Genomic DNA, 26690 nt, shown 5'->3' with positions numbered 1-26690 from the left:
GGGGCCCGGACACAAGGTTGTGGCGCGCCCCGAACCCGTAGCAGCGGCCGCAGGCCGCGTCCGGTGGGATCACCCCCCCACCGCCAGCGTCACTTCCACTGCATCCGGGCGCCAGAATTCCAGGTCCAGTTCCACCACGTTGCTGTCCTCGTCAAAGCACAGCCGCTCCAGGTACAACCCGCTGGAGCCGCTGGCAATCTCCAGCCGTTCGCTCTGTTCCTCGTCCAGCAGGCACGGCTTGAGGCTGATCTGGCTGCGTGCCTGCTGGCGGCCGTAATGGTCGCGCAGCAGGGCGGTCAGCGAACCGTCCAGGCGCTGGTCGAGCAGGCCAGGGCAGGCGCTGGGGTTCAGCACGTTGGTCTCCAGCAGCACCGGGCGGCCGTCCACCCAGCGCCGCCGCTGCAGCTGGTACAACGGCTCACCGACGGCTACCTGCATGCGCTGGGCCAGCCAGGCATCGGCCGCACGCAGCTCGGCCAGCAGGCACTCGGTGCGCGGCTCGCGGCCCTGGGCGCTGACGTAATCCATGAAGCCGGTGATGCGCGTGGGGTCGTAGCGGATGGGCACCGGCGACACGAACCAGCCGCGCCGGTGGCCGCGGTACAACGCGCCCTGGGCCTCCAGGCGCTGCAGTGCCTGGCGCAGGGTGACGCGGGTGCAGCCGAACTGCGCGGCCATGTCGCGTTCGGTGGCCAGGCGCGCGCCCGGCGCCAGGCGGCCGTTGGCGATGTCCTCGGCCAGCTGCTCGCCAATGCGCAGGTACTGGGCCTGGGCGGGGCGGATGCTCATGCCAGGGCCTGCTGCGCCGCTTCGCGCGGCTGCTGCGCCAGGTCACGCTGCCAGGCGCGCAGGCCATACACCGCCAGCACGATGAAGCCGGCGTACAGCACCGCGGTCAGCGGCAGTTCCTTGTAGTAGTACAGGCCGGTGTACACCGCATCCAGGACGATCCACAGCCACCAATTGGCGACGAACTTGCGCGCCGCCCAGTAGCTGGCCACCAGGCTGTAGCCGGTGAGGGTGGCGTCCAGCCACGGCACGGCGGCGTCGGTGAAGTGCGCCATGGCCGTGCCCAGCAGCACCGACAGCACGGCGCCGGCCACCAGGCTCAACAGCGCCACGCGCGCCGGCAGCGGCTCGATGCGCACCTTGCCCTGGGCCAGGCGCCCAGTGCGCCAGCGCCACCAGCCGTAGCCCTGCAGGCCGGCGAACAGCACCTGCAGCAGCATGTCCGAGTACAGCTTCACGTCATAGAAAATCCACACGTAAAGCAGCACCGCCACTACGCCCACGGGCCAGCACCAGGGAGTGCGGCGGGCGGTCAGCCAGACGCCGAGGACGTTGACGATGACCGCGAGTATTTCCAGGTTCGACATGGTTGCAGCCCTTAGAAGTTGACGGTGGCGGACAGCCGCGCGGTACGCGGGGCGCCCAGGAACAGGTAGTCGTCGCCGGCGTATTCGCCCACGTCGCGCCAGTAGCGCTTGTCGAACAGGTTGTCGACGCTCAGGCGAAACACCGTATCGTACCCTTCGATGCGCGTGGTGTAGCGGCTGCCGGCGTTGAACACCGCGTAATCGCCGACCTGCACCGTGCCTTCGCGGTTCGCGTATTTCTTGCCGCTGTACTGCACGCCGCCCAGCAGCGCCAGGCCGTCGATGCCTGGCACGCTGTAGTCGCCGTAGAAGCTGGCGCGCAGGGTGGGCACGTTGATGGCCTGGTGGCCTTCGTAGGCGTCCACGCCGCTGTCGGTGACCCGCGCGCGGGTGGCGGCGACGCTGGCGTTGAGCTGCAGGCGCTCGGTGGCGCGGCCGCTGGCGGTCAGCTCCAGGCCGATGTTCTTCTGCTTGCCCTGTTGCACGTAGGTGAAGGTGCCGTCGCCGTTGGGCCGCGGGAACTGGTAGGCCTGGGTGATCTGGAACAGCGCCGCGCCCAGGCTCAGGCGTTGCCAGTCCTGCTTGATGCCCACTTCCAGCTGCCGCGAGATCGTCGGCGCCAGGGTCTCGCCGGCGTTGCTGGCGAACCACGACGCCTCGCTGCCCAGGGACAGGCCCTTGCTGTAGCGGGTGTACAGCGACAGGTCGTCGGTGGGCTTGTAGACCACCGCCAGGTTGGGCAGGAACTCCCACATCTGCGTATGGCGCGTGGTGGTGCCGTCGGCGTCGAAGGCCTTTTCGTCCAGGCGCACCTCGCGGCCGCCCAGCACCAGCTGCCACTGTTCGTTGAGGTGCAGGCGGTCGTTGATGAACAGGCCGTACTGGCGGCTGTCGAGGTGACGGTAGGTGTGGTTCAGGCTGCCGTCGTAGGGTGCGTAGGTGGGCGGCGTGGCGCCGATGTTGCCGCTGCCCACGTACTCGTTGATGGCGTCGCGCTGGTCCACCGTACGGCGGAACGCGCTGACGCCCAGGTCCAGTTCGTTGCGCAGGCCGAAGGCGTTGAACGCGCCGCTCAGCGAGGCCTCGGCCTCGTCGTTGCGGCGGGTGTCGTCGGGGTTGCGGTAGTCGTAGATGTCGTAATCGCCGCTGCTGCTGAACGAACTGGTGGTGGCCGTGCAGCCGGCGCCGTAGTAGCAGCCATAGGGGAAGGCGCTGTAGTCGTCGATGATCACCCGGCTGCGCGACAGGCTCAGTTGCGTGCTCCAGTCATCGGTCAGCTGGTAGCGGTAGCGGCCTTCCATGTTCAGCGACGTGATGCCCACCGGGTTCGACCAGCTCTGGTAGCCCAGCAGGTCGTGCGGGTCGGCGTGGTGGGGCACCTCGGTGCCGCCCAGCAACTGGTAGCCGGGCACCGAGCGTTGTTCGCGGTGCTGGTATTCAACGTCCAGCTGCAGGCTGGAGCGTGGGTCGATGTTCCAGTCGAAGGCCACCGAGCCGAAGTCGCGGCTGCCGTCGGCGTGGTCGACGTAGGAACGAATGTCCTCGTGGGCCAGGTTGGTCCGGATGCCGAACTGCTGCTCGCTGCCGAACCAGGTGCCCAGGTCGGTGGCCAGGTAGCGGCCGCCGTGCTCGTCGGTGGAAACGGTCACCGAGCGCACGTCGGTGGGGCGCTTGGTCTGGTAATTGATGACCCCGCCCGGTTCGCTGACGCCGCTTTGCAGGCCGGCCAGGCCCTTGAGCACTTCCACCTGCTCCTTGTTCTCCAGCGCCACGTTCTGCTCGCCAGTGATGGTGCGGCCGTTGATCTTGTAGCTGCTGGCGGCGTTCAGGGAAAAGCCGCGCACCACGAAGTTCTCGTAGTAGCCAATGGGCGCGTAGCTGTCGCCCACGGCGGCGTCGTTGCGCAGCACTTCGCTGAGCAGGCGCACCTGCTGGTCTTGCAGCAGTTGCGCGTTGAACACCGACACGGCGGCAGGGGTGTCCAGCAGCGGCGTATCGCTGAGGCCGGTGACCGAGGCATGATCGGCCCGGTAGCTGTCGGGCGCGTCACCGGTGACGGTGACGGCGCTCAGCGTCGTCGGTTCTTCCGCGGCCACCCACGGCGAGGCGAGGGCAATGCTCGTCGCCAGCACACGGGCCCGGAAGGGAATAGGGGGAAACATGGGGCAGCTCCTTGTCGCGCATGATTTTTTTGGGTGCAGGCTACCCTGCGCGGGGCGGTAAAGCCACGCGCACGGGTCATTACCTGACCTATTGGTTTTTCAGGCCGGAGCTGCTCCGGTGGTCATTGGCAAGGCAGGGTCGGCGCTCCATTGCTGCAGCGAGCCGTCAAACAGGGTGACGTCGTGGCGCCCCAGCAACGCCAGGGCGAAGGCCGTGGCGGCAGCGGAGATGCCGCCACCGCAGTACAGCAGCAGCCGTTCGGGCAAGGCGTCCACCGCCAGGGCTTGGCGCAGCAGGGGGGCAGGGTGGTAGCGCCCGCTGGCGTCGAACAGCTGCCGCGCCGGGCGGTTGCGGCTGTTGGGAATGTGCCCGCGGCGGCTGTAGCGGGTGGCGGCGCTGCCGTCGAACACGGCCTGGCCCAGGGCGCAGATCAGGTGGCCAGGGCTGCGGCCCTCGCTCACCGCCTGCACCTGTTCCAGGCTGGCCCAGTGGCCGGGCTGCATGTGCAAGGTCGCTGGCGTTGCAGCCCCGGGGGTGTTGGCGGCGCCGCTGGCCAGCGGCAGGCTGGCCTGGCGCCAGGCGTTCAGGCCACCGTCCAGAATCGCCGCTGCCAGGCCGACGCTGCGCAGCATCCACCACAACCGCGCCGCCCAGAAGCCGTCGCTGCGGTCGTAGATCACCACGCGGCTGTGCTGGCCGACGCCCAGGGCCTGTAACTCGCTAGCCAGCTGCGGCAGCGGTGGCATGGCGAAGCTGTAGTGGGCCTGGGCGTCGTGCAGGCGCTCGAGCAGGTCGGCGTGGCGGGCGCCGGGAATGTGCGCGGCGCGCCAGCCGGGTTCGCCGCTGAAGGCCTGGTAGTCACCGTCGAAGCGCGGCGCGCGCAGGTCCACGGTGGCGTCCAGCAGCACCAGGTCGCCGGCGTTCAACTGTTCTGCCAGCCAGGTCGGGTCTACCAGCAAGCGGTTCATGAGCCGCCTCGCAGGTGTTCGATCAGGCGCTGGCCTTCGCTGCCCTGGAACCACACCGCATGGCGCAACAGGTAGTCGTCCCAGGCGATGTCGGCGCTGGCGCGGTCGTCGAGGATGCCGGCGAAGTATTCGGTTTCGGACACGGCGAAATCGGCGTGCACCAGCGGCAGCCAGGCGGCCAACGCCTGCAGGTCGGCCGGTGACAGCGGGCGCACGCTGGTGTAGCCGCCCAGCAGGGCGTCCACCGTGGCCAGGTCGGCGCGGGCCACGCCGCCTGCGTCCAGGTCCAGCCAGGGAATGGCGTTGCGCTCCAGCGCGGTGGCCAGGTCGTAGAGGGCGAAGGTGCGGTCGCACAGGCCGAAGTCGAGCACGCTGCGCACCTCGCCGTTAGCCCACAGCAGGTTCGAGGCGTGCCAGTCGTTGTGGGTCCACAGGGGCGCCTGGCTGGCCAGGTGCGGCAGCAGCGCGGCATGGGCGGGCAGCAGGGCGTCGGCCAGTTCGCTGCGCCAGTCGCGGTGGGCCAGGTAGCGGCTCAGCGCCGGGCTGTTGGCTATTTGCCCGGCCAGCACGGCCAGCGGGTCGGGCTGGGTGAAGGCGTGGCAGCGGCTGGTGAGCACGCTGGCCTGGCGTGGCGCGGCGTCGAAACCTGCTGCGGCCAGGTGCAGGCGGGCCAGCGCCGTGCCGGCTGCGTGGGCATGGGCTGGGCTGTGGAACGGCGACCAGGATTGCGCGTCGCGGTACAGGTCGTCACCCGCCGAGCGCGCGTGCACCTCATAGGTCCACGGCCCGTGGCCGATGGTCGTGGCGCCTTGGCTGTTCACCTGCACGTCCGGGGCGGGTACGCCATGGCGGCGCAGGTGCTGGATGAAACGGTGTTCTTCCGCCAGCCAAGGCTGCGAACGCACCTGATGGCAATGGCGTTTGACGAACCACTGGCCCTGGGCGGTGCTGACCAGCGCGGCGGCGGAGAAGGGCCGCGGGCTGTGCCAGTCGATGCGCTGCAGGGTGCCCAGTTGCGGGTAGTGGGCCAGCAGCGGTTGCAACTCGGCCTCGGTCAGCGGCGCCCATACCGGCGCGACTATTTCGCCGGCCAGGCCATGGCTGTGCAGCAGTTGGCTCATCGCGCCTCCCCGGGCAGGTACTCGTTGGTGGTGGCGTTGGCCCAGGCATCGGGCTGCGTCAGGATGCCATGCTGGTGCAGCCAGTGGGCATAGGGTTCCAGCAGCGCCTGGCGCTGCTGGCCAAAGCGGCCCTGGTGCAGCCAGGTGGGGGCGATGTGGCTCAGCGACTGCTCGATCAGGGCGCCGGGGAAATAGGGAATCACCCGCTCGTACGCCTGGCGCGCCAGTTGCGGTTCGGCAGCGACGCTTTCAAAGCCGCGCGTAGTGGCGGCAAGGAAAGCGCGCAGCACCTGCGGGTTAGCGGCAATCCAGTCTTCGCGGGCACCCAGCAGGTAGCTGTGGTAGGCCGGCGCACCCCACTGGCTGACGCGGTGCACCACCCGGCGTTCGGCCGCCACCGGGCTGTCCATCAGCGCCTCCCAGGCCCAGTAGCCACCGAAGCTGGCATCGGCCACGCCGGCGGCCAGCTCCTCGGGGCGCAGCTCGCGGGCGCCGGCATCGACGATGATCACCGCGTCCGGGTCGCCACCGTCCTGGCGCACCAGGTCGCGCACCATGGCCAGCCCGCGCGGGGTGGGGTTCATGGCCAGGCGCTTGCCCATCAGGTCGCGGGGGCGCTGGATGTCAAATTCGCGCAGGGTCTGGAAGGCCTCCAGGCCGTCATGGTTGATGGCCGCCACGCCCTTCAGCGGCTGGCCCTGGTCGCGGCGCACCAGCAGGCGGTTGCTGGGGAACACGCTCAACTGTACCGCGCCGTCCAGCAGGTGCTGCAGGCTGTCGCCACGCTCGGGGTCGGGCACGCACAACTCCACGTTAAGGCCGGCGTCGGCGTACCAGCCGCGTTCACGCGCCAGGTAGAAGCCGGCCGAGTTGGGCCAGGGGTGGAAGTATTCGAGCATGATCCGCAGTGGCAGCATGGAGGGGTAGGCCTTGTTCGCTGTGAAGTGATGGCCCTTTATAATCGGGTATTTGGTATATACCAAATACCCAATAGCATTATGCTTAGACGCAAATGGCGGCTAACCGATCTCGCGCGTGCTCTGCCGGTCAATGATGCTGAACCCCGTATCAATGCACACCGGCGCCGCCGCCTCGGTGCCTGGCGTGGCGCGCAACCGTGCCAGCAACGCCTCGGCCACCTGTTGGCCGATCAACGCGCCGTTCACCTGTACGGTGGACAGCGGCGGGTGCACGTGGGCAGCACTGCTCAGGTCGCCGAAGCCCATCACCGCCAGGTCTTCCGGCACGCGAAGGCCGCGGCTGGCCGCCTCCGCCAGCACGCCCTGGGCAATGGTGTCCGAGCTGCACACCACCACCTGCGGGTCATGGCCCTTGTCCAGCAGGCCCTGCAGGCCCAGGCGGCCGGAGGCCAGGGTGGCGGGAGCGGGGAGTATTTCGGTGGGCGTGTCGGTGATGCCGTGGGCCTGCAGCTCGGCTTTCAGGCTGGCCACGCGGCGCAGCCCACGCGGGTCGTCGAGGGTCACCACGGCGAAGCGCCGGTAGCCTTTGCCCAGCAGGTTGCGGGCGATGCCCACGCCCACCTGTTCGTGGGAAAAGCCCACCAGCATGTCGATGGGCGCCTCGCTCAAATCCCAGGCTTCCACCACCGGAATGCGCGCCGACGCCAGGCGCTGGCGGCTGGCCTCGGTGTGCAGGGTGCCGGTCAGCACGATGCCGTCGGGGCGCCGGCCCAGCACGGCTTCCAGCAGCGCTTCTTCCTGCTCGGCGCTGTAGCCGGTGAGGCCGATCAGGGTCTGATAACCGGCGGCGGTGAGGCGGTCCATCACCGCCTGCACGGTGTCGGCGAAGATCGAGTTGGCAATGGTGGGCAGGAAAATCGCCACCAGCCGGCTTTTGTTGGTGGCCAGCCCGCCGGCCAGCATGTTCGGCACGTAGCCCATGGCCCGCGCGGCCTCGCGCACCTTGTCGCGGGTGCGCTCGCTGACCAGCTCGGGGCGGTGCAGGGCGCGCGACACGGTAATGGGCGAGACGCCGGCCACGCGTGCCACGTCGATCAACGTGTAGCCGGGTACGCCGGCGGCGCCGCTGGCGGAAAGTGAAAGGTCCTTGTTCGACTTCTTGGCCATCAGGGGGGCGGGTCTACGGTGGGGAGGGGGAGATATCTTAACCCACACACCTTTGATGTCGCTTACACAACGGCTGCCAACACCAACCCCACAGGCCATGGCACGTTGCAATCGATGTAGGAGCCGACCTTGGTCGCGATGCGCCGCGCGGGCGGCGCTCGATCTAAAGGCCGCCCCAGCAATCACGACGTGCACCCCCGGGGTCACACCAAACCTCGCGTAGCCGCTGCCGTAGGCTGCGCTGGCCTGAAGACTTGCGGGGTTCACACCGGCCAGCGCAGCCTGACGGCTGCGGCTACAGGTCGGCGTTTGTTGATCGCGACCAAGGTCGGCTCCTACGTTGGTTGCAACGTACCTGTGCCTGACGGATAGCCGTTGCATGATTGCGCAATCAGTGTATTTTATAAGTGCAGATGATTGCGCAATCATTTTTGTATCAAAGGAGCTCGCACCGATCCACCGCACCACTCACAACAAGGAAAATAACAAGTGAACCCAGCCACGCCCCCCGTCGCCAGGACCCGCGTCCGCTACCTGATCCTGACGCTGATTTTCATCGTCACAGTGTTCAACTACGTCGACCGCGCCACGCTGTCCATCGCCGCCCCGAGCATGCGCGGCGACCTGGGCTTCGACGCCATGACCATGGGCATCGCCTTTTCCGCCTTCGGGTGGGCCTACACCGCCATGCAGTTGCCGGGCGGGGTGATCCTCGATCGCTATGGTTCGCGGGTGGTGCTGGGCGCCAGCCTGATCCTGTGGTCGACGCTGACCTTCCTGCAGGGCTACGTCGACTACTTCACCTCGGCGTTCCTGGTGCTGTTCGGCCTGCGCTTCTTGATGGGCGTGGCCGAGGCCCCGGCGTTCCCGGCCAACAACCGCCTGACGGTGATGTGGTTCCCGCGCCAGGAGCGTGGCCTGGCCACGGCGGTGTTCCAGTCGGCGCAGTATTTCGCCCTGGCGGCGTTCACGCCGCTGATGGTGTGGCTGGTCAGCACCTGGGGCTGGCAGCATGTGTTCTGGGTCACCGGCCTTGCCGGCATCGCCATTGGCCTGGCCTGGTTCCGCCTGGTGCGCGAGCCGCGCAAGGACCACCGCGTCAACCAGGCCGAGATCGACTACATCGAGGCCGGTGGCGGCCTGCCCACCATCGGCGACGTGAAGACCCCGTTCAGCTGGCAGCGCGTCAAGGCCATCGGCGCCAACCGCATGATGGCCGGGATCTACCTGGGCCAGTTCTGCCTCACCTCCATCACCTGGTTCTTCCTGACCTGGTTCCCCACCTACCTGATCGAAGCCAAGGGCATGACCCTGCTCAAGGTCGGCCTGGTAGCGGCCATCCCGCCCGTCGCCGGCTGCCTGGGCGGGGTAGTGGGCGGCGTGTGGTCGGACTGGATGCTGCGCAAGGGCTTCAGCCTCACCGCCGCGCGCAAGACCCCGATCATCTGCGGCCTGCTGCTGTCCAGCAGCATCGTCGTCGCCAACTACAGCGCCTCGCTCACCGTGGTGATCGCGGTGATGTCCCTGGCGTTCTTCGCCAAGGGCGTCGGCAACCTGGGCTGGTGCATCGTCGGCGACGTGTCACCGGCCCGGGCCATGGGCATCAGCGGCGCCATGTTCAACTTCTGCGGCAACCTGGCCAGCATCGTCACGCCCATCGCCATCGGCGTGATGATCAACCAACTGGGCTCCTTCGACGTGGCGCTGATGTACGTGGCCGCCATGGGCCTGTTGGGCGCCTTCGCCTACCTGTTCATCGTCGGGCCGCTCAAGCGCCTGGACCTCGATGACTTCGCCGAACCGCAGCCCCGGGCCACGCCTGCGGCCACCCCCGATTCTTCCCTGTCCCGTTAACAAGGAGAGCGCTCATGCTCACACAACAACAAGCTTTGCCCACCGGTGACGACGACGCCATTGCCTGGGTGCGCGTGTCCTCGGTGTTCCTGCCGCTGGCCAACCCCATCAGTGACGCCAAGGTGCTCACCGGGCGGCAGAAGCCGATGACCGAGATCGCCATGCTGTTCGCCGAGATCGAGACCAAGGATGGCCACCGCGGCCTGGGTTTCAGCTATTCGAAGCGGGCAGGGGGGCCGGGGCAGTTCGCCCACGCCCAGGAGATCGCCCCGGCGCTACTCGGCGAAAACCCCAGTGACATCGCCAAGCTGTGGACCAAGCTGTGCTGGGCCGGTGCCTCGGTGGGCCGCAGCGGCTTGTCCACCCAGGCCATCGGCGCCTTTGACGTGGCCCTGTGGGACCTCAAGGCCAAGCGGGCCAACCTGTCGCTGGCGCGCCTGCTGGGTGCCCAACGCGACAGCGTGCGCTGCTACAACACCTCCGGCGGCTTCCTGCACACGCCGCTGGACCAGTTGCTGAAGAACACCGACCTGTCCCGCGAAAAGGGCATCGGCGGCATCAAGCTCAAGGTCGGCCAGCCGGACTGCGCCATCGACATCGAACGCGTCAGCACCGTGCGCCGCCACCTGGGTGACAAATTCCCGCTGATGGTCGACGCCAACCAGCAGTGGGACCGGCCCACCGCCCAGCGCATGTGCCGGCAGTTCGAGCCCTACAACCTGGTCTGGATCGAGGAGCCGCTGGACTGCTACGACGCCGAAGGCCACGCCGCCCTGGCGCAGCAGTTCGACACGCCCATCGCCACCGGCGAGATGCTCACCAGCGTTGCCGAGCACGCCGAGTTCATCAAGCTGCGCGGCGCCGACTTCCTGATGCCCGACGCGCCGCGCGTGGGCGGCATCACCCCCTACCTGAAGGTGGCGGCCATGGCCGAGCAGGCCGGGCTGATGCTGGCGCCGCATTTCGCCATGGAGCTGCACGTGCACCTGGCCGCTGCTTACCCGACCGAGCCTTGGGTGGAGCACTTCGAGTGGCTGGAGCCGCTGTTCAACGAACGCCTGGAAACCCGCGACGGCCGCATGCTGGTGCCCAAGCGCCCCGGCCTGGGGCTGAGCCTGAGCGAGCAGGTCAAAGCCTGGACCGCCCAGCAGGTGGAGGTCGGCAAGCGGCCCTGAATGCCTGCGCCGTGCCTCTCGAAGCGTGGCGTCTGTGACGCGTTCTCAGGTCTTGAAACTGCGTTGCCTGCATCGCGACTAAAGTCGGCTCCTACACCGTTCGTGGTAGGAGCCGGCCTTGGCCGCGATGCAGTCGACGCGATCTAAGGGGTATACGCATTCGCGTAGCTGCCGCCAGGCTGCGTGCCGGGGGATATGCGGTGTGTTCGGACGCGGCCTGCGGCCGCTGCTACAGGCTCCGGTGTGCACCGAATAAGGGCTACACCGAACCCGCGTAGCAGCTGCCGCAGGCTGCGTCTTGCGACCGCAGTGCATCAGGCCCACGGCGGATGGCCGCCCCGCCGCTGCTACGCCCTGGCGGTGAAGCCGCCCGCCAGCCGCGCCTTGAGGTACGCCACCAACGCCGTCACCGACTTCGGCACGTGGGGCGAATACGGGCGTATCAGGTAGATTTCGTCGGCGAAGGCGCCTTTCAGCGTCCAGTCCTTGAGCACGTGTATCAGCGTGCCGGCGTTCAACGCCGCCTGGGCGCTGAAGTCCGGCAGCAGGGCGATGCCCAGGTGGTTGAGGGCGGCGTCGCGCAGGGCTTCGCTGTTGTTGGTGGCGAAGCTGCCGGCGATCGGCACGGTGACGCGCTCGCCGCCCCTGGCGTGTTCGAAGGTCCAGGCCGGCTGGTCGGCCCCGCGCGGGTAGTACAGGCAGTTGTGCCCGGCCAGCGCCGCGGGGTCATGGGGCTGGCCCTCGCGTTGCAGGTAATCGCGGGTGGCCACCAGCACCGAATGGGTGTCGCACAGCTTCCACGCCACATGGGTTTCGGGCACCTGGAAGCCGTGGCGCACGGCCAGGTCGTAACCCTCGGCGGCCAGCGAACTCAGGGCGTCGGACACGTCCAGCTGGATGCGCACCTGCGGGTACTGGCGCAGGAACCCCGACAGGTGCGGCACCAGCTGCTGGCGGGCGAACGCCACCGGCGCGGTCAGGCGCACCAGGCCGCGAATCTCGCCGGCCGAATCACGCACCGAGGAAAAACTGCGGGCAATGTGCTCGTAGGCGCTGCGCACCTCGCGGGTCAGCGACTGGCCGGCGTCGGTCAGGCGCACGCTGCGCGTGGTGCGGGTGACCAGGCGCGTGCCGGTGGCCTTTTCCAGGTCGCTGATACGCTGGCTCACCGCCGATTTGCTCACCCCCAGGCGCGCTGCGGCGGCGGTGTAGGTGCCGTGTTCCTCCAGCACCGACAGCCAGTGGATGTGCGTCCACAAGCCTTCGATCTCGGACTTTTCCATGAGGGTATTGTTCGCCTGTGTGGACAATCAGTTCTGGATTCTGCTCTGGTCTGGAACAAAGTGAAAGCCTAAGGTGTATTCAACGCGGGCTGCCAGCCTTGTCCCTCACCCAGGATCACCTGCCATGACCACCACCATCGAGCACTACATCAACGACCAGCGCGTGTCGCGCGATGACCGCTACCAGGACGTCTACAACCCGGCCACCGGCGCCGTCACCGGCCGCGTGGCGCTGGCCAGCCGGCAGACCGTCGACGAAGCCGTCGCCGCCGCCCAGGCCGCCTTCAGCGACTGGAGCGAGACCGCGCCCATCCGCCGTGCCCGCGTGCTGTTCCAGTACTTGCACCTGCTGCGCGAGCGCAAGGACGAACTGGCGCACATCATCGTCGCCGAGCACGGCAAGGTGTTTACCGACGCCCAGGGCGAAGTGGACCGCGGCATCGACATCCTCGAGTTTGCCTGCGGCATCCCACACCTGCTCAAGGGCGAGCACTCCGACCAGGTCTCGCGCGGCATGGACAACTGGACCATGCGCCAGGCCCTGGGCGTGGTGGCCGGCATCACGCCGTTCAACTTCCCGGTGATGGTGCCCATGTGGATGTACCCGATCGCCATCGCCGCCGGCAACACCTTCATCCTCAAGCCCAGCCCCACCGACCCGAGCGCCTCGCTGTTCATGGCCGAGCTGCTGCGTGAAGCCGGCCTGCCCAAGGGCGTGTTCAACGTGGTGCAGGGCGACAAGGAAGCGGTCGACGCGCTGCTGGAAAACCCCGACGTGCGCGCCATCAGCTTCGTCGGCTCGACGCCCATCGCCCAGTACATCTACGAGACCGGCGCCCGCCACGGCAAGCGCGTGCAGGGCCTGGGCGGGGCCAAGAACCACATGGTGGTGATGCCTGACGCCGATATAGACCGCACAGTCGATGCGCTGATGGGCGCCGCCTACGGCAGTGCCGGCGAGCGTTGCATGGCCATCTCAGTGGCGGTGCTGGTGGGTGACGTCGGTGACAAGGTGGTCGCCGCCCTGACCCAGCGCGCCCGTGAACTGCGCATCACCGACGGCCGCGACCTCAAGGCCGAGATGGGCCCCATCGTTTCCCGCGCCGCGCTGGAGCGCATCAAGGGCTACATCGGCCAGGGCGTGGAGGCGGGCGCACAGCTGTTGCTCGATGGCCGCGACTACAGGCCTGGCGAGTCGGGGCTGGAAAACGGCTTCTGGCTGGGCGCCACGCTGTTCGACCACGTGACCCCGGAGATGAGCATCTACCGCGAGGAAATCTTCGGCCCGGTGCTGGCCTGCGTGCGCGTGCGCGATTTCGCCGAAGCGCTGCAACTGGTCAACGCCCACGAGTTCGGCAACGGCGTCAGCTGCTTCACCCGTGACGGCAACATCGCCCGCGAGTTCGCCCGGCGCATCGAGGTGGGCATGGTCGGCATCAACGTGCCGATCCCAGTGCCCATGGCCTGGCACGGCTTCGGTGGCTGGAAGAAGAGCCTGTTCGGCGACATGCATGCCTACGGCACCGAAGGCGTGCGCTTCTACACCAAGCAGAAGTCGATCATGCAGCGCTGGTCGGAAAGCATCGAGCAGGGCGCCGAGTTCGCCATGCCCGTCTCCAAATGAGCCACTAGCGTCAAGCGGCCGGGGCCGTGGTGGACCTGCGCACCACCATGGTCACCGGCATGATGCGTTGGCGCACCACCTCCTTTCCGCCTTCCAGGATGGCCTTCAGCGCCGCCACCGAGGCCTTGGCCTGCTGGTCGCAGTCCTGGCGGATGGTGGACAGCGAGAACACCTCTGTCCCGGCATCGGGAATATCATCGAAACCGATTACCGACACGTCCTCCGGCACCGACAGCCCCATGCTTTTCAGGCGGTCGATGGCGCCCAGGGCGATGCAGTCGTTGGAGGCGAAAATAGCCGTGGGCCGCTGGCCGTCGGCGAACGCCAGGTCCACGCCGCGTCGCCCGGAGGCGGCGTCATGGAAGCCGGGAAACGACACCGGCAGCAGCCCGGCAGCTTCCATTACTTCGCTGTAGACCTTGGTGCGCTGGCGCGCCGAGGCTTCGATGCTGCTGCCGCCCAGGTTGACGATACGCCGGTGCCCCAGCGCCAACAGGTGCGCCATGGCCTGGCGCACGCCGGACTCGTCGTCCACGGCAATGGCGGTGACGCGGGGGTGGTTGATGCGCTTGCTGCCGATGTACACGCAGGGCATCTGCTCGGCAATGTCGGCGATGGCCCTGGTGGTGTGGTGCGTGCCGATCATCACCACGCCGGTGGCGCGCAGGCGCAGCAGGCGGTCGGCGATGACTTTGGGGTTTTCGGCGGCGCGCAGGGACGTCACCGGGTCAAAACCGGCGTCGGTCAATTCGCGGTCCACGGCTTCGGCCAGCTGGATGTGGAAGGGATTCTTCAGGTCGCCAATCACCAGGCCGACGATGGAGGAGCGCGCCGAGGCCAGGCTGCGCGCCGCCAGGTTAGGCTGGTAGTTGAGCTGGGCGGCGATGGCGTCGACGTGCTTGCGGGTTTCGGCGCGCACGCCCTGGCCGCCGCTCAGGGCCCGGGACACTTGCGCGCGGCTCAGGCCGGCAGCGGCGGCGACGTCGTCCAGGGTGACGAAATTCTTACTCATGGGGCAGGGGGCTTCACGGTCATTGTCGCGGGCATGATACCTATTTCCACGGGCTCTGCGGATGCCAGGGCAGGGCGAAGCAGGATTCATGAATGATGATAATTGTTCTCTTTTGTCATGTGGCGTATTGACGCAGTGAATGCCCGCCCATAGACTCGCCGCCATTCAGCAGCTGGCAAACAGCCATATTTTTCATGTGGTTATCGCCAGCGAGCTGATTTTTTTGCAACAAAAATGGAAGCGCTTCCATAAATTTCGGCCTTGAGTTGCTTGGTTCAGGGCCTTCGGGAAAATCAATTCTTCAAGGGTGCGGCGGGGTTGTCCGCAGGCGCCGTGGGCGCGGCTGCGCCTCTTGAACCTCGAAACGGGAATATTTATGCGAGCGAGACAAATCGTGCCCATCGCCATCGGCCTGATATTGGCGGTGCTGGGGCTGGCGGTGTTGGCAGGCGGCGGCAAGCTGGCGTCCCTGGGCGGCAGTTGGTACTACCTGCTGGCGGGTGCGCTGATGGTGGCGTGCGGCGTGGCACTGGTACGCCGCAAGGTGGTGGCCGCTTGGCTGGGCCTGGCGTTGCTGGCCGTGACCCTGGTGTGGTCGCTGTGGGAAGTGGGCTTCGACTTCTGGCAGCTGGTGCCGCGGCTGATGACCTTCATCGTCATCGCCCTGGTGGTTACCCTGCTGGTGCCACTGCTGGACGGCAACCGCCGCCTGCTTACCGCTGGCCCGCGCACTGGCATCTGCCTGGCACTGTTCGCCAGCGTCGCCGGTATCGCCTACGGCATGTTCCAGCCGCACCCCACCGTGGTGGCCGAGCCTGGCGCCACCGCCAAGGTCATCGCCCCGGACGCCGGCAAGGCCGACGGCAATGACTGGACCGCCTACGGGCGCAACACCCATGGCGAGCGCTTTGCCCCGTTCGAGCAGATCAACAAGGCCAACGTCAAGGACCTGCAGGTGGCCTGGACCTTCCACACCGGCGACATGGCCATCAACGGCGCCGAGTACCAGGGTACGCCGCTGAAGGTCGACGACACCGTGTACCTGTGCTCGCCGCTGAACAACGTGTTCGCGCTGGACCCGGTCACCGGCCAGCAGAAGTGGAAGTTCGACGCCCACATCAAGGAAACCCCGTCCAACAAGGGGTGGAAACGCTGCCGCGGCGTAGGTTACTACGACGCCGACAAGGCCACCGCCAGCGCTGCCCAGATCGCGCCTGCCGCGGCCCCCGCGCAGCCCGCCGAATGCCGCCGCCGCATCGTCACCACCACCGTCGACGCGCGCCTGCTGGAGCTGGACGCCGACACCGGCAAGCTGTGCGACAGCTTTGGTGACCACGGCGTGGTCGACCTGTTGAAAGGCATCGGCCCCAACACCGACGGTTCCTATTACCTGACTTCGGCGCCGCTGGTGGCCGGTGATGTGGTAGTGGTGGGCGGCAAGATCAACGACAACCTGAAGACCGACGAGCCTTCGGGCGTGACCCGTGGCTTCGACGTGCGCACCGGCGAGCTGCTGTGGGCCTGGGACGCACGCAACCCCAAGCGTGGCGTGCCGCTGCCTGAGGGCGAGCTGTACCCCAAGGAGTCGCCGAACTTCTGGGGCACCGCCGCCTATGACGACAAGCTGGGCCTGGTGTACATCCCCACCGGCAACCAGACCCCGGACTTCTGGAACGGCAACCGCCACGAAGGCTCCGACGAATACAACGATTCCATCGTGGCCATCGACGTGAAAACCGGCGTCGACAAGTGGCACTTCCGCACCGCCAACCACGACATGTTCGACTACGACGTGTCGGCGCAACCGATCCTCTACGATCTGCCGGGCAAGGATGGCAGCACCACGCCGGTGATCATCGCCATGACCAAGCGCGGGCAGATCTTCGTGCTCGACCGCCGCGACGGCAAACCGGTGTTCCCGGTGGAAGAGCGCGCGGTGGCCACCGATGGCATGCCGGGCATGCACATCTCGCCCACCCAGCCGTACTCGCAACTGTCGGTAGGCGCCGAGCGCCTGAAAGAGTCGGACATGTGGGGCGCCACCGTGTTTGACCAGTTGATGTGCCGCATCGACTTCAAGGAAATGCGTTGGGAAGGCGAGTTCACGCCGATCACCGACGGCCAGCGCACGCTGATCTACCCAGGCTACTACGGTGGCATCAACTGGGGCGGCGGCGCCATCGACGCCTCCACCGGCACGCTGATCGTCAACGACATCCGCATGGCGCAGTGGGGCCGCTTCATCAAGCGTGAAGAAGCCGCCCGCGTCGGCCTGAAGCCGAGCACCGAGGGTGAGTATTCCGAACAGCTGGGCACGCCATGGGGCGTCGAGCGCTCGATGTTCGTCTCGCCCCTGGGCGTGCCGTGCTTCAAGCCGCCGTTCGGCACCATGACCGCCATCGACCTCACCACCGGCAAGACCAAGTGGCAAGTGCCGATGGGCAGCATCCAGGACGCGCCGGTGCACGGCATCGTGCCGGGCGTGAACATGCCGCTGGGCATGCCGACCATGGGTGGCCCGCTGGTGACCAAGGGCGGCCTGACCTTCTTCCACGGCACCCTGGACTACTACATCCGCGCGCTGGATAACGACAGCGGCAAGGAACTGTGGCGCGGCCGCCTGCCCGTAGGCGGGCAGGGCGCACCGATGTCCTATGTGGCACGTGACGGCAAGCAGTACGTGGTAATCACCGTCGGCGGCGCCACGCGTACCGGCACTAACGACAACCGTGGCGACTACATTATTGCCTACGCGTTGCCGGGGGCGGTGAAAGGGCAGTAACCCTTACAGTTGCAAGCAACAAAAAGGGAGGCGCCGCAAGGTCGCCTCCCTTTTTTTGCTTCTTGTGGGAGCTGGCTTGCCAGCGAGCTTTTATGGCCCCAACAGCTCTGCCAAGCCAGCTCCCACAAGTGCTACGGGCCTGCGCCGATACCGCGCAACAACAACCCCGTCAGAAACCGTGAATACTGCTCGGCCAACGCTTCATCGCTGCTGCCGTTGAACAGCACCCCGAACAACGGCTGGGCCGTGGCGAAGAAGGTGCACGCCCCCACCAGCGCGACGTGCAGCATGCGCGCGTCAATCAGCGGCAAGCCCGGTGCAGGCGGGCGGGCCTCAAGGATGGCTGCGCTCAGCGCCACACCGCGCTGGGCAATCAGGTCCAGCACCGCGCCGGGCTCGGGGTCGTCGCCCTGGTAGATCTCGCGCAGCACCATCTGCACGAAGTGCGGGTTCTGTTGGCCGATGTCGATGATCAGCCGAATGCGCCCGTACAGCATGGTCTCGATGCCCTGGCCTTCGGCCAACGCCTGGGCGCCCAGCTGCGTCACGTCCATCAGGTGCAGGGTGGCGGCGCGCAGCAGGCCGTCCTTGCCACCGAAGTAGTAGCGGATCAGCGCCGGGTCGACATTAACCTGCCGGGCAATGTCCAGCAGTGTCAGGTCGGTGGGGGCGATAGTGCGCAACAGGCCAAGGGTGGCTTCGATCAGGCCTTCCCGGCCGATGGCGGCGGTGTGGGCAGGGCGCCCGCGTCGTTTCTTTTCAGGTGAAGTGTCCATGGGCGGCAATCATACCCCGTGTGAACACCTTTTTGGGTAGCGCAGTGACAACGCGCAGCATGGTGGTGCATGCCGTGTTTCACCGGTGGATGTTTCGCCCGTGGAACCTGTTAATCGATTGAAAAATAACGCATTTACATTAATTCCTTAAAAAAGGAATTAATGGCATTCATTCTGCATTGCTGCTCCCGTCAACCAGAAAGGAGCAGTACCCATGAAAATTGCCATCATCGGTGCCGGCATCGGTGGCCTGTGCGCTGCCAGAGCCCTGCAGCGCGCCGGCCACCACGTCAGCGTCTACGAACAGGCCCAGGCCTTCATGCGCATGGGCGCCGACATCAACCTGACCCCCAATGCCGTGCGCGCCCTCGACGGCCTGGGTGTAGGCGCCGCCGTGCGTGAACCGGCCGCGCGCCCCAGTCACCGTATCAGCCGCCTGTGGGACAGCGGCGAGGAAACCTCGCGCCTGGCCATGGGCGACAGCGCCGAGCAGCAGTACGGCGCACCGCAACTGACCATCCACCGCGCCGACCTGCTGGCCGCCCTGGCCGGTGCCTTTCCACTTGAGCACGTGCAGTTCGCCAAGCGCTGCGAAACCATCGCCCAGGATGCAGCCGGGGTGACCCTGACCTTTGTCGACGGCGCCCAGGCCCAGGCTGACCTGGTGATTGGCGCCGACGGCATCCATTCCGCCGTGCGCACCGCGATGTTCGGCGCCGAGCAGCCGCGCTTTACCGGCGTGGTGGCCTACCGCGCCGTGGTGCCCGCGCACAAGCTGGCCCATGTGCCGGACCTGCAGGCCTTCACCAAATGGTGGGGCCCCAACCCTGAAAGCCAGATCGTCACCTTCCCGCTGAACCGTGGGCGCGACATCTTCATCTTCGCCACCACCGCCCAGGCCACCTGGCACCTGGAAAGCTGGACCACCCGCGGCAGCGTCAGCGAACTGCAGCGCGCCTACGCAGGCTTCCACCCCGATGCCGTGGCCTTGCTCACCGCCTGCGACGAAGTGCTCAAGACCGCCCTGTATGAGCGCGACCCGCTACCGCACTGGACCCTGGGCCGCCTGGCGCTGCTGGGCGACGCCTGCCACCCGATGATGCCGTTCATGGCCCAGGGCGCCGGGCAGGCCATCGAGGATGCGGTAGTGCTGGCCCGCGCCTTGAGCCTGCCGGATACAGACCTTGCCAGCGCGCTGCACACCTACCAGCAGGCGCGGCTGCAACGCGCCAGCCAGATCCAGGTCGGCTCACGCGGTAACCAGTGGCTCAAGGCCGGCGGCAACGCCGACTGGGTCTACGGCTACGACGCCTGGAACGTCGCGCTGGGCTGAACCGCTGCCACCCCCCTGCACACACCTGATGAGGCATTCCCATGCTCAGTGAAGAAAAGAACAAGACCCTGACCCAGGTCGGCCCGGGCACCCCCATGGGCGACTACCTGCGCCGCTACTGGCAACCCATCGCCGGCGAAAGCGAGTTCGACGACAAGGCCATCAAGACCCTGACCCTGATGGGCGAAGACCTGGTGCTGTACAAGGACTTGAGCGGCACCTACGGCCTGATGGAACGCCGCTGCCCGCACCGCAACGCCGACATGTCCTACGGCTACGTGGAGCAGACTGGCCTGCGCTGCAGCTACCACGGCTGGCAGTTCGACCAGGGCGGCGGCTGCCTGCACCAGCCCTACGAGGACACCTGCGACCCCAGCGGGCGCATGCGCAACAAGACCAGAATCAAGGCCTACCCGGTGGTGGCCAAGGCCGGCCTGTTGTGGGCCTACCTGGGCCCGGCACCGGCGCCGCAGCTGCCGGATTGGGAGCTGTTCAACTACAAGAACGGCTTCGCGCAGGTCGTCTGTGCCGAGATCCCGTGCAACTGGTTCCAGTGCCAGGAAAACTCCATCGACCCGGTGCACTTCGAATGGACCCACAACAACTGGACTCTGCGCCAGCAGAGCGATGACGTCGACTACGTGCCCACCCACCTGCAACTGGCCTTCGACGAATTCGAGCACGGTTTCGTCTACCGCCGCCTGCGCGAGGGCGAAGCCCAGGACGACGTGATGTGGAACGTCGGCCGCGTGACCCTGTGGCCCAACGGCTTTTACCTGGGCCACCACTTCGAATGGCGCGTGCCTATCGATGACTACCGCACCCTCAGCATCCTGTGGGTGTTCAGCCGCGTGCCCAGCGAACAGGAACCCTACGTCCAGGAAAAAATCCCCACCTGGTACGGGCCCATCAAGGACCCGGTCACCGGCCGCTGGATCACCAGCCACGTGGCCAACCAGGACTTCGTGGTGTGGGTGGGGCAGGGCGAGGTCACCGACCGCACTCGCGAACACCTGGGCCAGAGCGACCGCGGCATCGTGATGATGCGCCGGCGCTTCTTCGAGGAACTGGACGCGCTGCGCGAAGACCCCACGCACGTGCCCAAGGGCTTGATCCTCGACCCCGAACAGAACCGCGACGTGTTCCTGCCCTCGGCCTGCCGCGACGAACTGATTCAGGGCCTGCCCCGCGAGCAGCTGGCCGCGCACCCGCTGCTGGGGCCATACCTCAAGGACTTCTTCGGCCAGGCCGGCCAGCCGCCGCACGTGCGCGCCGCCTATGAAGCGGCGGTGGGGCAGGCCATGCAAGGTGCGGAATTCTTTGTCGTGCACGGCAGCCGTCGCTAGCGACCGCAGGTTCCCGGGCCGTCCCCGGGAACCCTCCAACCTCCTCAACCAAAGGTGTACTTCATGAAGCGTCTGATGCGTTGGTGGCTGTCTGCGTTATTTATATTCCCTGTGCTCTTGCCCATGGCCCAGGCCGAGGTGCAGGACGTCACCTTCCTGATGCCCGCGCCGCCGAACCTGCCCGGTTTCGCGCCATGGATCATCGCCCAACAGAAGGGCTACTACGCCCAGCTTGGCCTGCGGGTCAACTGGGTGACCGCCAAGGGCGGCGTCGACGTGGCCAAGCAGGTAGGCGCCGGCAACGCCCTGTTCGGTGCTGCCAGTGGGGACGTGCCAATCGTGGTGCGCGCCAACGGCGTGCCAGTGCGCAACGTCGCGGTGCTGGGCACCCACGGCTACACCCTGCTGGCCACCGATGCCGGGCAGCACATCGGCGGCATTGAGCAGCTGCGCGGCAAGACGGTCACAGTGATGTCCTATTCCGACTCGCTGTACTACGCCTTGCTGGCGTCGCTGCGCAAGGCTGGCATCAACAAGGAAGAGGTCAATATCCAGGCTGCGGGGCCGGCGGGGGTGTGGCAGTTGCTGGCCGAAGGCAAGGCCGATGCCATGGCCGGCTCGCCCGACTGGGTGGTAAACGCCGAGGAGGCCGGGCGCACGCTGCAGCTGATTCCCCAGGCGCAGATGTTCGACGGCATGGCTCAGTCGATCCTGGCCTCCGATGACGCCATCGCCCACCACCCCGAGCTGGTACAGAAGATGGTCACCGCCACCTTGATGGGCCTGCGCGACATTCTCCAGGACCCGGCCGAGGCGGCGAAAACCTTCGCCGCAGCGGTGCCGGCCTACCAGGGCAAGGAGCACAAGGTCGAGCAGATCCTGGCGCTGTACACCCAGTACGTCTACGGCCACCAGCAGCAGCTCGGCGAGATCGAGCCTGCGCGGGTCGCCCAGGCGGTGGATTTCTTCAGCAGCGAAGGCATCGTCAAGGCCACGCTGCCCACCGATGACTATTTCACCAACCGCTTCATCGGGGCGCTGCCAACGCAACAGCCCTGAGTGTCACCGCGTTCTCCATTCAAACCGGATCAAATCAATTATTGGGCCTGCGGCGCGCCGCAGGCCAGGCAGAGGTGTGGGCGATGGCTTTATTCAAGTGGACGATGGTGGCCGTGGGCATGGGCTTGGTAAACACCCCCGCGGTGATGGGTGCGGCGTTTGTCAGCGACCAGGCAGCAGCCAAGGGTTTTGTCGAGGATGGCTCGCTGAACCTCCTGTTGCGCAACTATTACTGGAACCGTGACAACCAGAATGGCGCCCCCGACGCCCGCGACTGGACCCAAGGCGTGCAGGGGGTGTTCACCTCAGGGTTCACCCAGGGCACGGTAGGGGTAGGGGTGGACGCGTTCGGCTACCTGGGCCTGAAGCTGTGGGCGCCGGACAAATACGCGGTGCCGGGGTACACCTCGGGCAACCTCACCGAGGGCGCCGACGGGCAGCCTGATGACAGCTACGGCAAGGCCGGTGCGGCGCTGAAGCTGCGGGTGTCGAAAACCCTGCTGAAAATCGGCGACATGCAGCCCGCCACCAGCCCGGTGTTCGCCGTGGGCGGCAGCCGCCTGACGCCCGTCACCGCCAGTGGCATCCAGTTGATGAGTAGCGAGATCACCAACCTGGACCTCGAGGCCGGGCATTTCTACTCGGCCACCAGCCAGGACCAGACCAACCGCAACGGCAGCCTGTGGGCCGCGTACGCCAACCGGCCGTCCAACGCCATGGACTTTGCCGGCGGCCGCTATGCCCTGGCTGACACACCGTGGAGCCTGGAGCTGTACGGCGGCCGCCTGCAGGATATCTGGGACCAGTACTACGGCAACCTCAACTACACCCGGGCACTATCGGACAGCCAGGCGCTGGCGCTGGATGTCAACTACTACTACACCCGCGACCAAGGCGCGGCCAAGGCTGGCACGATCGACAACAACACCTTCTCCATCGCCGCCGGCTACACTTTCGCCTCCGCCCACACCCTGACCTTGAGTTTTCAGAAGGTCAACGGCGATACACCGTTCGACTACGTGGGCACCGGCGACGACAACAAACCCGGCGATTCCTGTTTCATCGCCAACTCGGTGCAATATTCCGACTTCAATGGCCCGGGGGAAAAGTCCTGGAAGTTGCAATATGACCTGAACATGGCGGCCTTCGGCCTGCCGGGGCTGACCTTGATGACGCGCTATGTCTATGGCTACGACATCGACGGCACGCACCTGTCGCCATCCAGCGCCTATTACGGCATGTATGGCGCCGACGAGCGCCACCATGAAACCAACATCGAGGCCAAGTACGTGATTCAGTCCGGGCCGGCGCGGGATTTGTCCATCCGCGTGCGCCAGGCCTGGCACAGCGCCACGGCGGGCGATCCGGACGGCGATGCCAACGAGTTCCGGCTGGTGCTGGACTACCCCATCCAGGTGTTCTAACGCCCAGACGCCGCCTGGCGGCAGCTGCTACGCCCTCGGTGTTCTCGACCCTTGGCGCTCCGTAGCAGCGGCCGCAGGCCGCGTCCAAAGCCAGCGCACATCTTTCATAATTTTATCGGTTCATTGACGGCTCTTTTACATCTTTTTGATGTCTGTTAGTTGTTGCAATTCAATTGCTTACCACACGGTGAAAGTTAGTTTAGTTTGCTTAACTAACACTACATGGGTGAGTTAGATTCGCATTCGCAACGTGCGCAACGACACGTCATCATGAACGGATTTCCAGCATGCCTCGATTCAACAAGAACTCGCTTGCCCGCCCTTCAACCCTGCTGTTCACCCTTGCCGCCACCTGCACCTGGAGCCTCGGCGCCCACGCCGACGGGGCCTTCGGCGCCGACTCGCAATGGATGACCGGCGACTGGGGCGGCACCCGCACGGCGCTGCTCAACAAGGGCATCGACATCCAGATGGCCTACCTGGGCGAGGCGGCCAGCAACGTGCACGGCGGCTATAACCACAGCCACGCCACCCGTTACGCCGACCAGTTCACCCTGGGCGCGGCCATCGACCTGCAGAAGCTGCTGGGCTGGCAGGACGCGCAGTTCATGGTGCAGCTGTCCAACACCAACGGCAGCAGCCTCAACGACGACCGCATCAGCGACCCGCGCGCCGGCAGCCTGTCGGCGGTGCAGGAAATTTCCGGCAACGGCAGCACCACGCGCCTGGCCGAACTGTGGTTCAGCAAGGGCTTCCTCGACAACGCCCTGAACATCAAGGCCGGTCGCTTCTCGTTCGGCGACGACTTCGCCGTGGAAGACTGCCTGTTCCAGAACCTGGCGTTCTGTGGTTCGCAGCCGGGCAACTACGTCGACAGCATTACCCAGGGCCCGGTCAGCACCTGGGCGGCGCGGGTCAAGTACAAGCTCAATGACCAGGTCTACGCCCAGGCGGGGGTGTTCGACGTCAACGATTCCTACGGCGACAACGGCAACGGCTTCAAGCTCAACGGCGCCGGCACCACGGGGGCGATGATCCCGGTGGAAGTGGTGTGGACGCCGACCCTGGGCCAGTTGCCCGGCGAGTACCGAGTCGGCTACTACTACAGCACCGCCAAGGCCAGCGACCTGTACAAGGACGCCAACGACCAGCCGGCCGCGCTGACCGGTGACGACTACCGCCGCGACGACAGCCAGCATGGCTGGTGGCTGACCGGCAAGCAGCAGCTGACCACGGTAAACGGCGACGCCGCCCGTGGCCTGGTGCTGTACGGTAACGTCAGCGCCTTCGACGCCGCCACCACGGCGGTGGACAGCTACCAGAAGCTGGCGCTGGTGTTCAAAGGCCCGTTCGACGCGCGGCCCAACGACACCCTGGGCCTGGGCGTGGCCCGCCTGCACGCCAGCGAGCAGTTCCTGCGCAACGCCAAGGCGGCCAACCTGGCCAGCGGCGCAAGCTATGCGGACGCCGACTTCGTGCCCCTGCAACACACCGAGTACGACGTGGAGCTGAACTACGGCGTGCAGGTGACGCCGTGGTTGAACGTGCGGCCCAACCTGCAGTACGTGGTCAACCCCGGTGGCGTGCGCCAGGTGCAGAACGCCGTAGTCGCCGGCCTGCAGGTGCAGTCCACGTTCTGAGCGCGTAGCGTCAGGCCGCCCGGGCGTCTGCCTCGGCGGCCTCGGTGGCTTCGTCCATGGCCGCTTGCAGGTCTTCGGTCACCCGCAGCTCCACGCCGGTGGGCGACATCTGCGCGGCCGCGGCGAAGGGCGCGGCGCTCTCCGGCGCGGCGCGGCGGGTGCGGCGCCAGGCGAAGTACACCACCATCACCAGGTTCAGCAGGGCGAAGGCCCAGAACAGGCCGTTGTCGCCCATCTTGGCCATCAGCTGGCCGACGGTCATGGGGCTGAGCGCCGAGCCGATCGAGTTGATCAGCAGCAGGCCCTGGATCATCGGCACCACGGCGCCGGCCGGCGCGCGGTCGGCGGAATGGCTGACCGCCACCGGGTAGATGGCGAAAATTCCCCCGCCCAGCAGGAACAGCGCCCCGCCCAGCAGCAGGCTGGACGCCGGCAACGCCATGATCGCCAGGGACAGCACCAGGCAGGCGGCGCACAGCACCATCAGCACCCACTGGCGGTCCTGGCGGTCGGACCAGCGGCCCACCGGGTATTGCAACAGCATGGCGCCGAGGATCACGCAGGCCATCATCTGCCCTACCTGGCTCAGGTCCATGCCGCGGTGCTGCAGGTACAGCGGCAGCAGGGTATAGACCGCGGCGATGGCAACCCCCGAGCCAAAGCAACCCATCACCCCGGTCGGGGTCACGCGCAGCAGCTGCCGCGGGCTCAGGGCTTCGACGCGCTCCACCAGCGGCGTGACGCGGGGGATCATCACCACCGGCATCACCGACAGCGATGCCAGCATGCCGGTGATCAGGAACGGCGCGCTGTCGCCCAGGCCCGACACCAGGCCGATGGCCGCCTGGCCGAACATGCCCGAGCCGTACAGGGCAATCATGTACACCGCCAGCACCCGGCCACGGGCCTTCGGGTCGGAGGCCAGCAGCAGCCAGCTCTCGATCACCAGGTACACACCCACGCAGGCCCAGCCGTTGATCAGGCGCAGCACGAACCAGGCCGTGGTGTCGTTGCCCAGGCCTTGCAGCAGCACGGTGGCGGCGATCATCGAGGCGAAGCAGCTGTAGGCGCGGATGTGGCCGATGCGCAGGATCAGTCGGTCATTGAAGAACGAGCCCAGTGCCAGGCCGATGAAATAGGCCGACGACACCAGGCCGATCTGCAGGGCGGACGCACCGGCGGCGTCCAGGCGCAGCGTGGTGATGGACGACATCAGGCCATTGCCCATGCTGACGATGAACAGCCCGAGCAGGGGCGCCAGCGCCATGGCCAGTAATTGTGGAGACATTGAAACCTCGGAAGTGAACCTGCAAATGCGCCGCAAAGGCCTTGGAACAGGGCCGCCAGGGAATGCGGCGCGCAGATTTTATGCATTTTCCGCGGTTTGGCTAGTGCCGTCCGGCGCTGTGCCGCTTTATGGGCGTTAGCCAACGCTTGGGTGTGGCGCCGGTCCCATAACGTGCCTGTGTAACTTAAGGTGTAAAAGAGAAAGGCTCGCTATATGGCGGGCTTTTTGCTTTTTAATATAAAACTTCTGCTCGGAAGTTGCTCTGTACTCAGAGTAGGGGCGCATGACCCGATAACGAGGGCGAGTTCCCCAAGTTGGGTGTTGCCAGGCGGGCGCATAGGAGGGTTGAACGCTGTTGTTGCAAGGGAAATATATCAAC

21 protein-coding genes are annotated in these 26690 nt (G+C 66.6%); 9 read left to right on the top strand and 12 right to left on the bottom strand.

Annotation, left to right across the window (positions count from 1 at the left end; translation table 11 throughout):
• Positions 1–69: 69 nt before the first annotated feature.
• The 7 genes from AC0J42_RS16365 to AC0J42_RS16335 form a co-directional block, all read right to left on the bottom strand.
• Positions 70–789, bottom strand: coding sequence for a UTRA domain-containing protein (locus tag AC0J42_RS16365; RefSeq protein ID WP_473002465.1), 720 nt, complete (start codon positions 787–789; stop codon positions 70–72).
• The gene (gene pnuC / locus AC0J42_RS16360) at positions 786–1376 is read right to left on the bottom strand and encodes a nicotinamide riboside transporter PnuC (RefSeq protein WP_473002464.1); all 591 of its coding nucleotides are present in this window, start codon (positions 1374–1376) and stop codon (positions 786–788) included. Before pnuC ends, AC0J42_RS16365 begins: the two co-directional genes overlap by 4 nt.
• Before the next feature lie 11 nt (positions 1377–1387).
• Complete coding sequence (locus AC0J42_RS16355; RefSeq protein WP_473002463.1) at positions 1388–3538, bottom strand: TonB-dependent siderophore receptor; 2151 nt, start codon at positions 3536–3538, stop codon at positions 1388–1390.
• A 99-nt stretch (positions 3539–3637) separates the two neighbouring features.
• On the bottom strand, positions 3638–4507 hold the full coding sequence (locus AC0J42_RS16350) for a sulfurtransferase (RefSeq protein WP_473002462.1): 870 nt from the start codon (positions 4505–4507) through the stop codon (positions 3638–3640).
• Positions 4504–5628, bottom strand: coding sequence for a phosphotransferase enzyme family protein (locus AC0J42_RS16345; RefSeq protein WP_473002461.1), 1125 nt, complete (start codon positions 5626–5628; stop codon positions 4504–4506). The genes AC0J42_RS16350 and AC0J42_RS16345 overlap by 4 nt, the downstream gene beginning before the upstream one ends.
• Positions 5625–6545: an ABC transporter substrate-binding protein gene (locus tag AC0J42_RS16340; protein WP_473002460.1), complete on the bottom strand. Its 921-nt coding sequence runs from the start codon at positions 6543–6545 to the stop codon at positions 5625–5627. The genes AC0J42_RS16345 and AC0J42_RS16340 overlap by 4 nt, the downstream gene beginning before the upstream one ends.
• A 102-nt stretch (positions 6546–6647) precedes the next feature.
• Positions 6648–7715, bottom strand: a complete 1068-nt coding sequence (locus AC0J42_RS16335; protein WP_473002459.1) for a LacI family DNA-binding transcriptional regulator — start codon at positions 7713–7715, stop codon at positions 6648–6650.
• A 489-nt stretch (positions 7716–8204) separates the two neighbouring features.
• On the opposite strand from AC0J42_RS16335, the gene AC0J42_RS16330 reads away from it, so the two are divergent.
• Both AC0J42_RS16330 and AC0J42_RS16325 read left to right on the top strand, forming a co-directional pair.
• Positions 8205–9569: an MFS transporter gene (locus AC0J42_RS16330; RefSeq protein ID WP_473002458.1), complete on the top strand. Its 1365-nt coding sequence runs from the start codon at positions 8205–8207 to the stop codon at positions 9567–9569.
• A gap of 14 nt (positions 9570–9583) precedes the next feature.
• Entirely contained in the window at positions 9584–10744 is a 1161-nt protein-coding gene (locus tag AC0J42_RS16325) for an L-talarate/galactarate dehydratase (RefSeq protein WP_473002457.1), read from the top strand.
• A 347-nt stretch (positions 10745–11091) separates the two neighbouring features.
• Here AC0J42_RS16325 and AC0J42_RS16320 read toward each other — a convergent pair whose 3' ends face one another.
• Entirely contained in the window at positions 11092–12027 is a 936-nt protein-coding gene (locus AC0J42_RS16320) for a LysR family transcriptional regulator (RefSeq protein ID WP_473002456.1), read from the bottom strand.
• Positions 12028–12151: 124 nt separating this feature from the next.
• Between AC0J42_RS16320 and AC0J42_RS16315 the strand changes: the two genes are divergently transcribed.
• Positions 12152–13651 (top strand): CoA-acylating methylmalonate-semialdehyde dehydrogenase, encoded by a 1500-nt coding sequence (locus tag AC0J42_RS16315; protein ID WP_416424611.1) that lies wholly within the window; start codon positions 12152–12154, stop codon positions 13649–13651.
• 10 nt (positions 13652–13661) lie between these two features.
• On the opposite strand, the gene AC0J42_RS16310 is transcribed toward AC0J42_RS16315, so the two are convergent.
• Positions 13662–14663: a LacI family DNA-binding transcriptional regulator gene (locus AC0J42_RS16310; RefSeq protein ID WP_473002454.1), complete on the bottom strand. Its 1002-nt coding sequence runs from the start codon at positions 14661–14663 to the stop codon at positions 13662–13664.
• A 115-nt stretch (positions 14664–14778) separates the two neighbouring features.
• On the bottom strand, positions 14779–14913 hold the full coding sequence (locus AC0J42_RS16305; protein WP_473002453.1) for a hypothetical protein: 135 nt from the start codon (positions 14911–14913) through the stop codon (positions 14779–14781).
• Positions 14914–15039: 126 nt separating this feature from the next.
• On the opposite strand from AC0J42_RS16305, the gene AC0J42_RS16300 reads away from it, so the two are divergent.
• A complete protein-coding gene (locus AC0J42_RS16300) occupies positions 15040–17445 on the top strand; it encodes a membrane-bound PQQ-dependent dehydrogenase, glucose/quinate/shikimate family (protein ID WP_473002452.1) in 2406 nt (801 codons plus the stop codon).
• 131 nt (positions 17446–17576) lie between these two features.
• On the opposite strand, the gene AC0J42_RS16295 is transcribed toward AC0J42_RS16300, so the two are convergent.
• Entirely contained in the window at positions 17577–18221 is a 645-nt protein-coding gene (locus tag AC0J42_RS16295; protein WP_473002450.1) for a TetR/AcrR family transcriptional regulator, read from the bottom strand.
• Between the two features lie 214 nt (positions 18222–18435).
• Here AC0J42_RS16295 and AC0J42_RS16290 point away from each other — a divergent pair, with 214 nt between their 5' ends.
• The 5 genes from AC0J42_RS16290 to AC0J42_RS16270 all read left to right on the top strand — a co-directional run bounded on the left by AC0J42_RS16290 (position 18436) and on the right by AC0J42_RS16270 (position 25023).
• Positions 18436–19554: an FAD-dependent monooxygenase gene (locus tag AC0J42_RS16290; RefSeq protein ID WP_473002448.1), complete on the top strand. Its 1119-nt coding sequence runs from the start codon at positions 18436–18438 to the stop codon at positions 19552–19554.
• Positions 19555–19595: 41 nt separating this feature from the next.
• Positions 19596–20900, top strand: coding sequence for a Rieske 2Fe-2S domain-containing protein (locus AC0J42_RS16285; RefSeq protein WP_473002446.1), 1305 nt, complete (start codon positions 19596–19598; stop codon positions 20898–20900).
• Between the two features lie 75 nt (positions 20901–20975).
• Positions 20976–21959 carry an ABC transporter substrate-binding protein gene (locus AC0J42_RS16280; RefSeq protein ID WP_473006868.1) on the top strand — a complete coding sequence of 328 codons (984 nt, stop codon included), beginning with the start codon at positions 20976–20978 and terminating at the stop codon, positions 21957–21959.
• Positions 21960–22042: 83 nt separating this feature from the next.
• Positions 22043–23383, top strand: coding sequence for an OprD family porin (locus AC0J42_RS16275; RefSeq protein ID WP_473002445.1), 1341 nt, complete (start codon positions 22043–22045; stop codon positions 23381–23383).
• Positions 23384–23670: 287 nt separating this feature from the next.
• Positions 23671–25023 (top strand): carbohydrate porin, encoded by a 1353-nt coding sequence (locus tag AC0J42_RS16270; RefSeq protein WP_473002443.1) that lies wholly within the window; start codon positions 23671–23673, stop codon positions 25021–25023.
• Between the two features lie 10 nt (positions 25024–25033).
• On the opposite strand, the gene AC0J42_RS16265 is transcribed toward AC0J42_RS16270, so the two are convergent.
• On the bottom strand, positions 25034–26311 hold the full coding sequence (locus AC0J42_RS16265; RefSeq protein WP_416424605.1) for an MFS transporter: 1278 nt from the start codon (positions 26309–26311) through the stop codon (positions 25034–25036).
• Positions 26312–26690: the final 379 nt, after the last annotated feature.

This window comes from Pseudomonas sp. Tav-5-1A (assembly GCF_055755055.1).
Note: the sequence above shows the minus strand (reverse complement) of the source record. Positions and strands in the feature narration are given on the sequence as shown.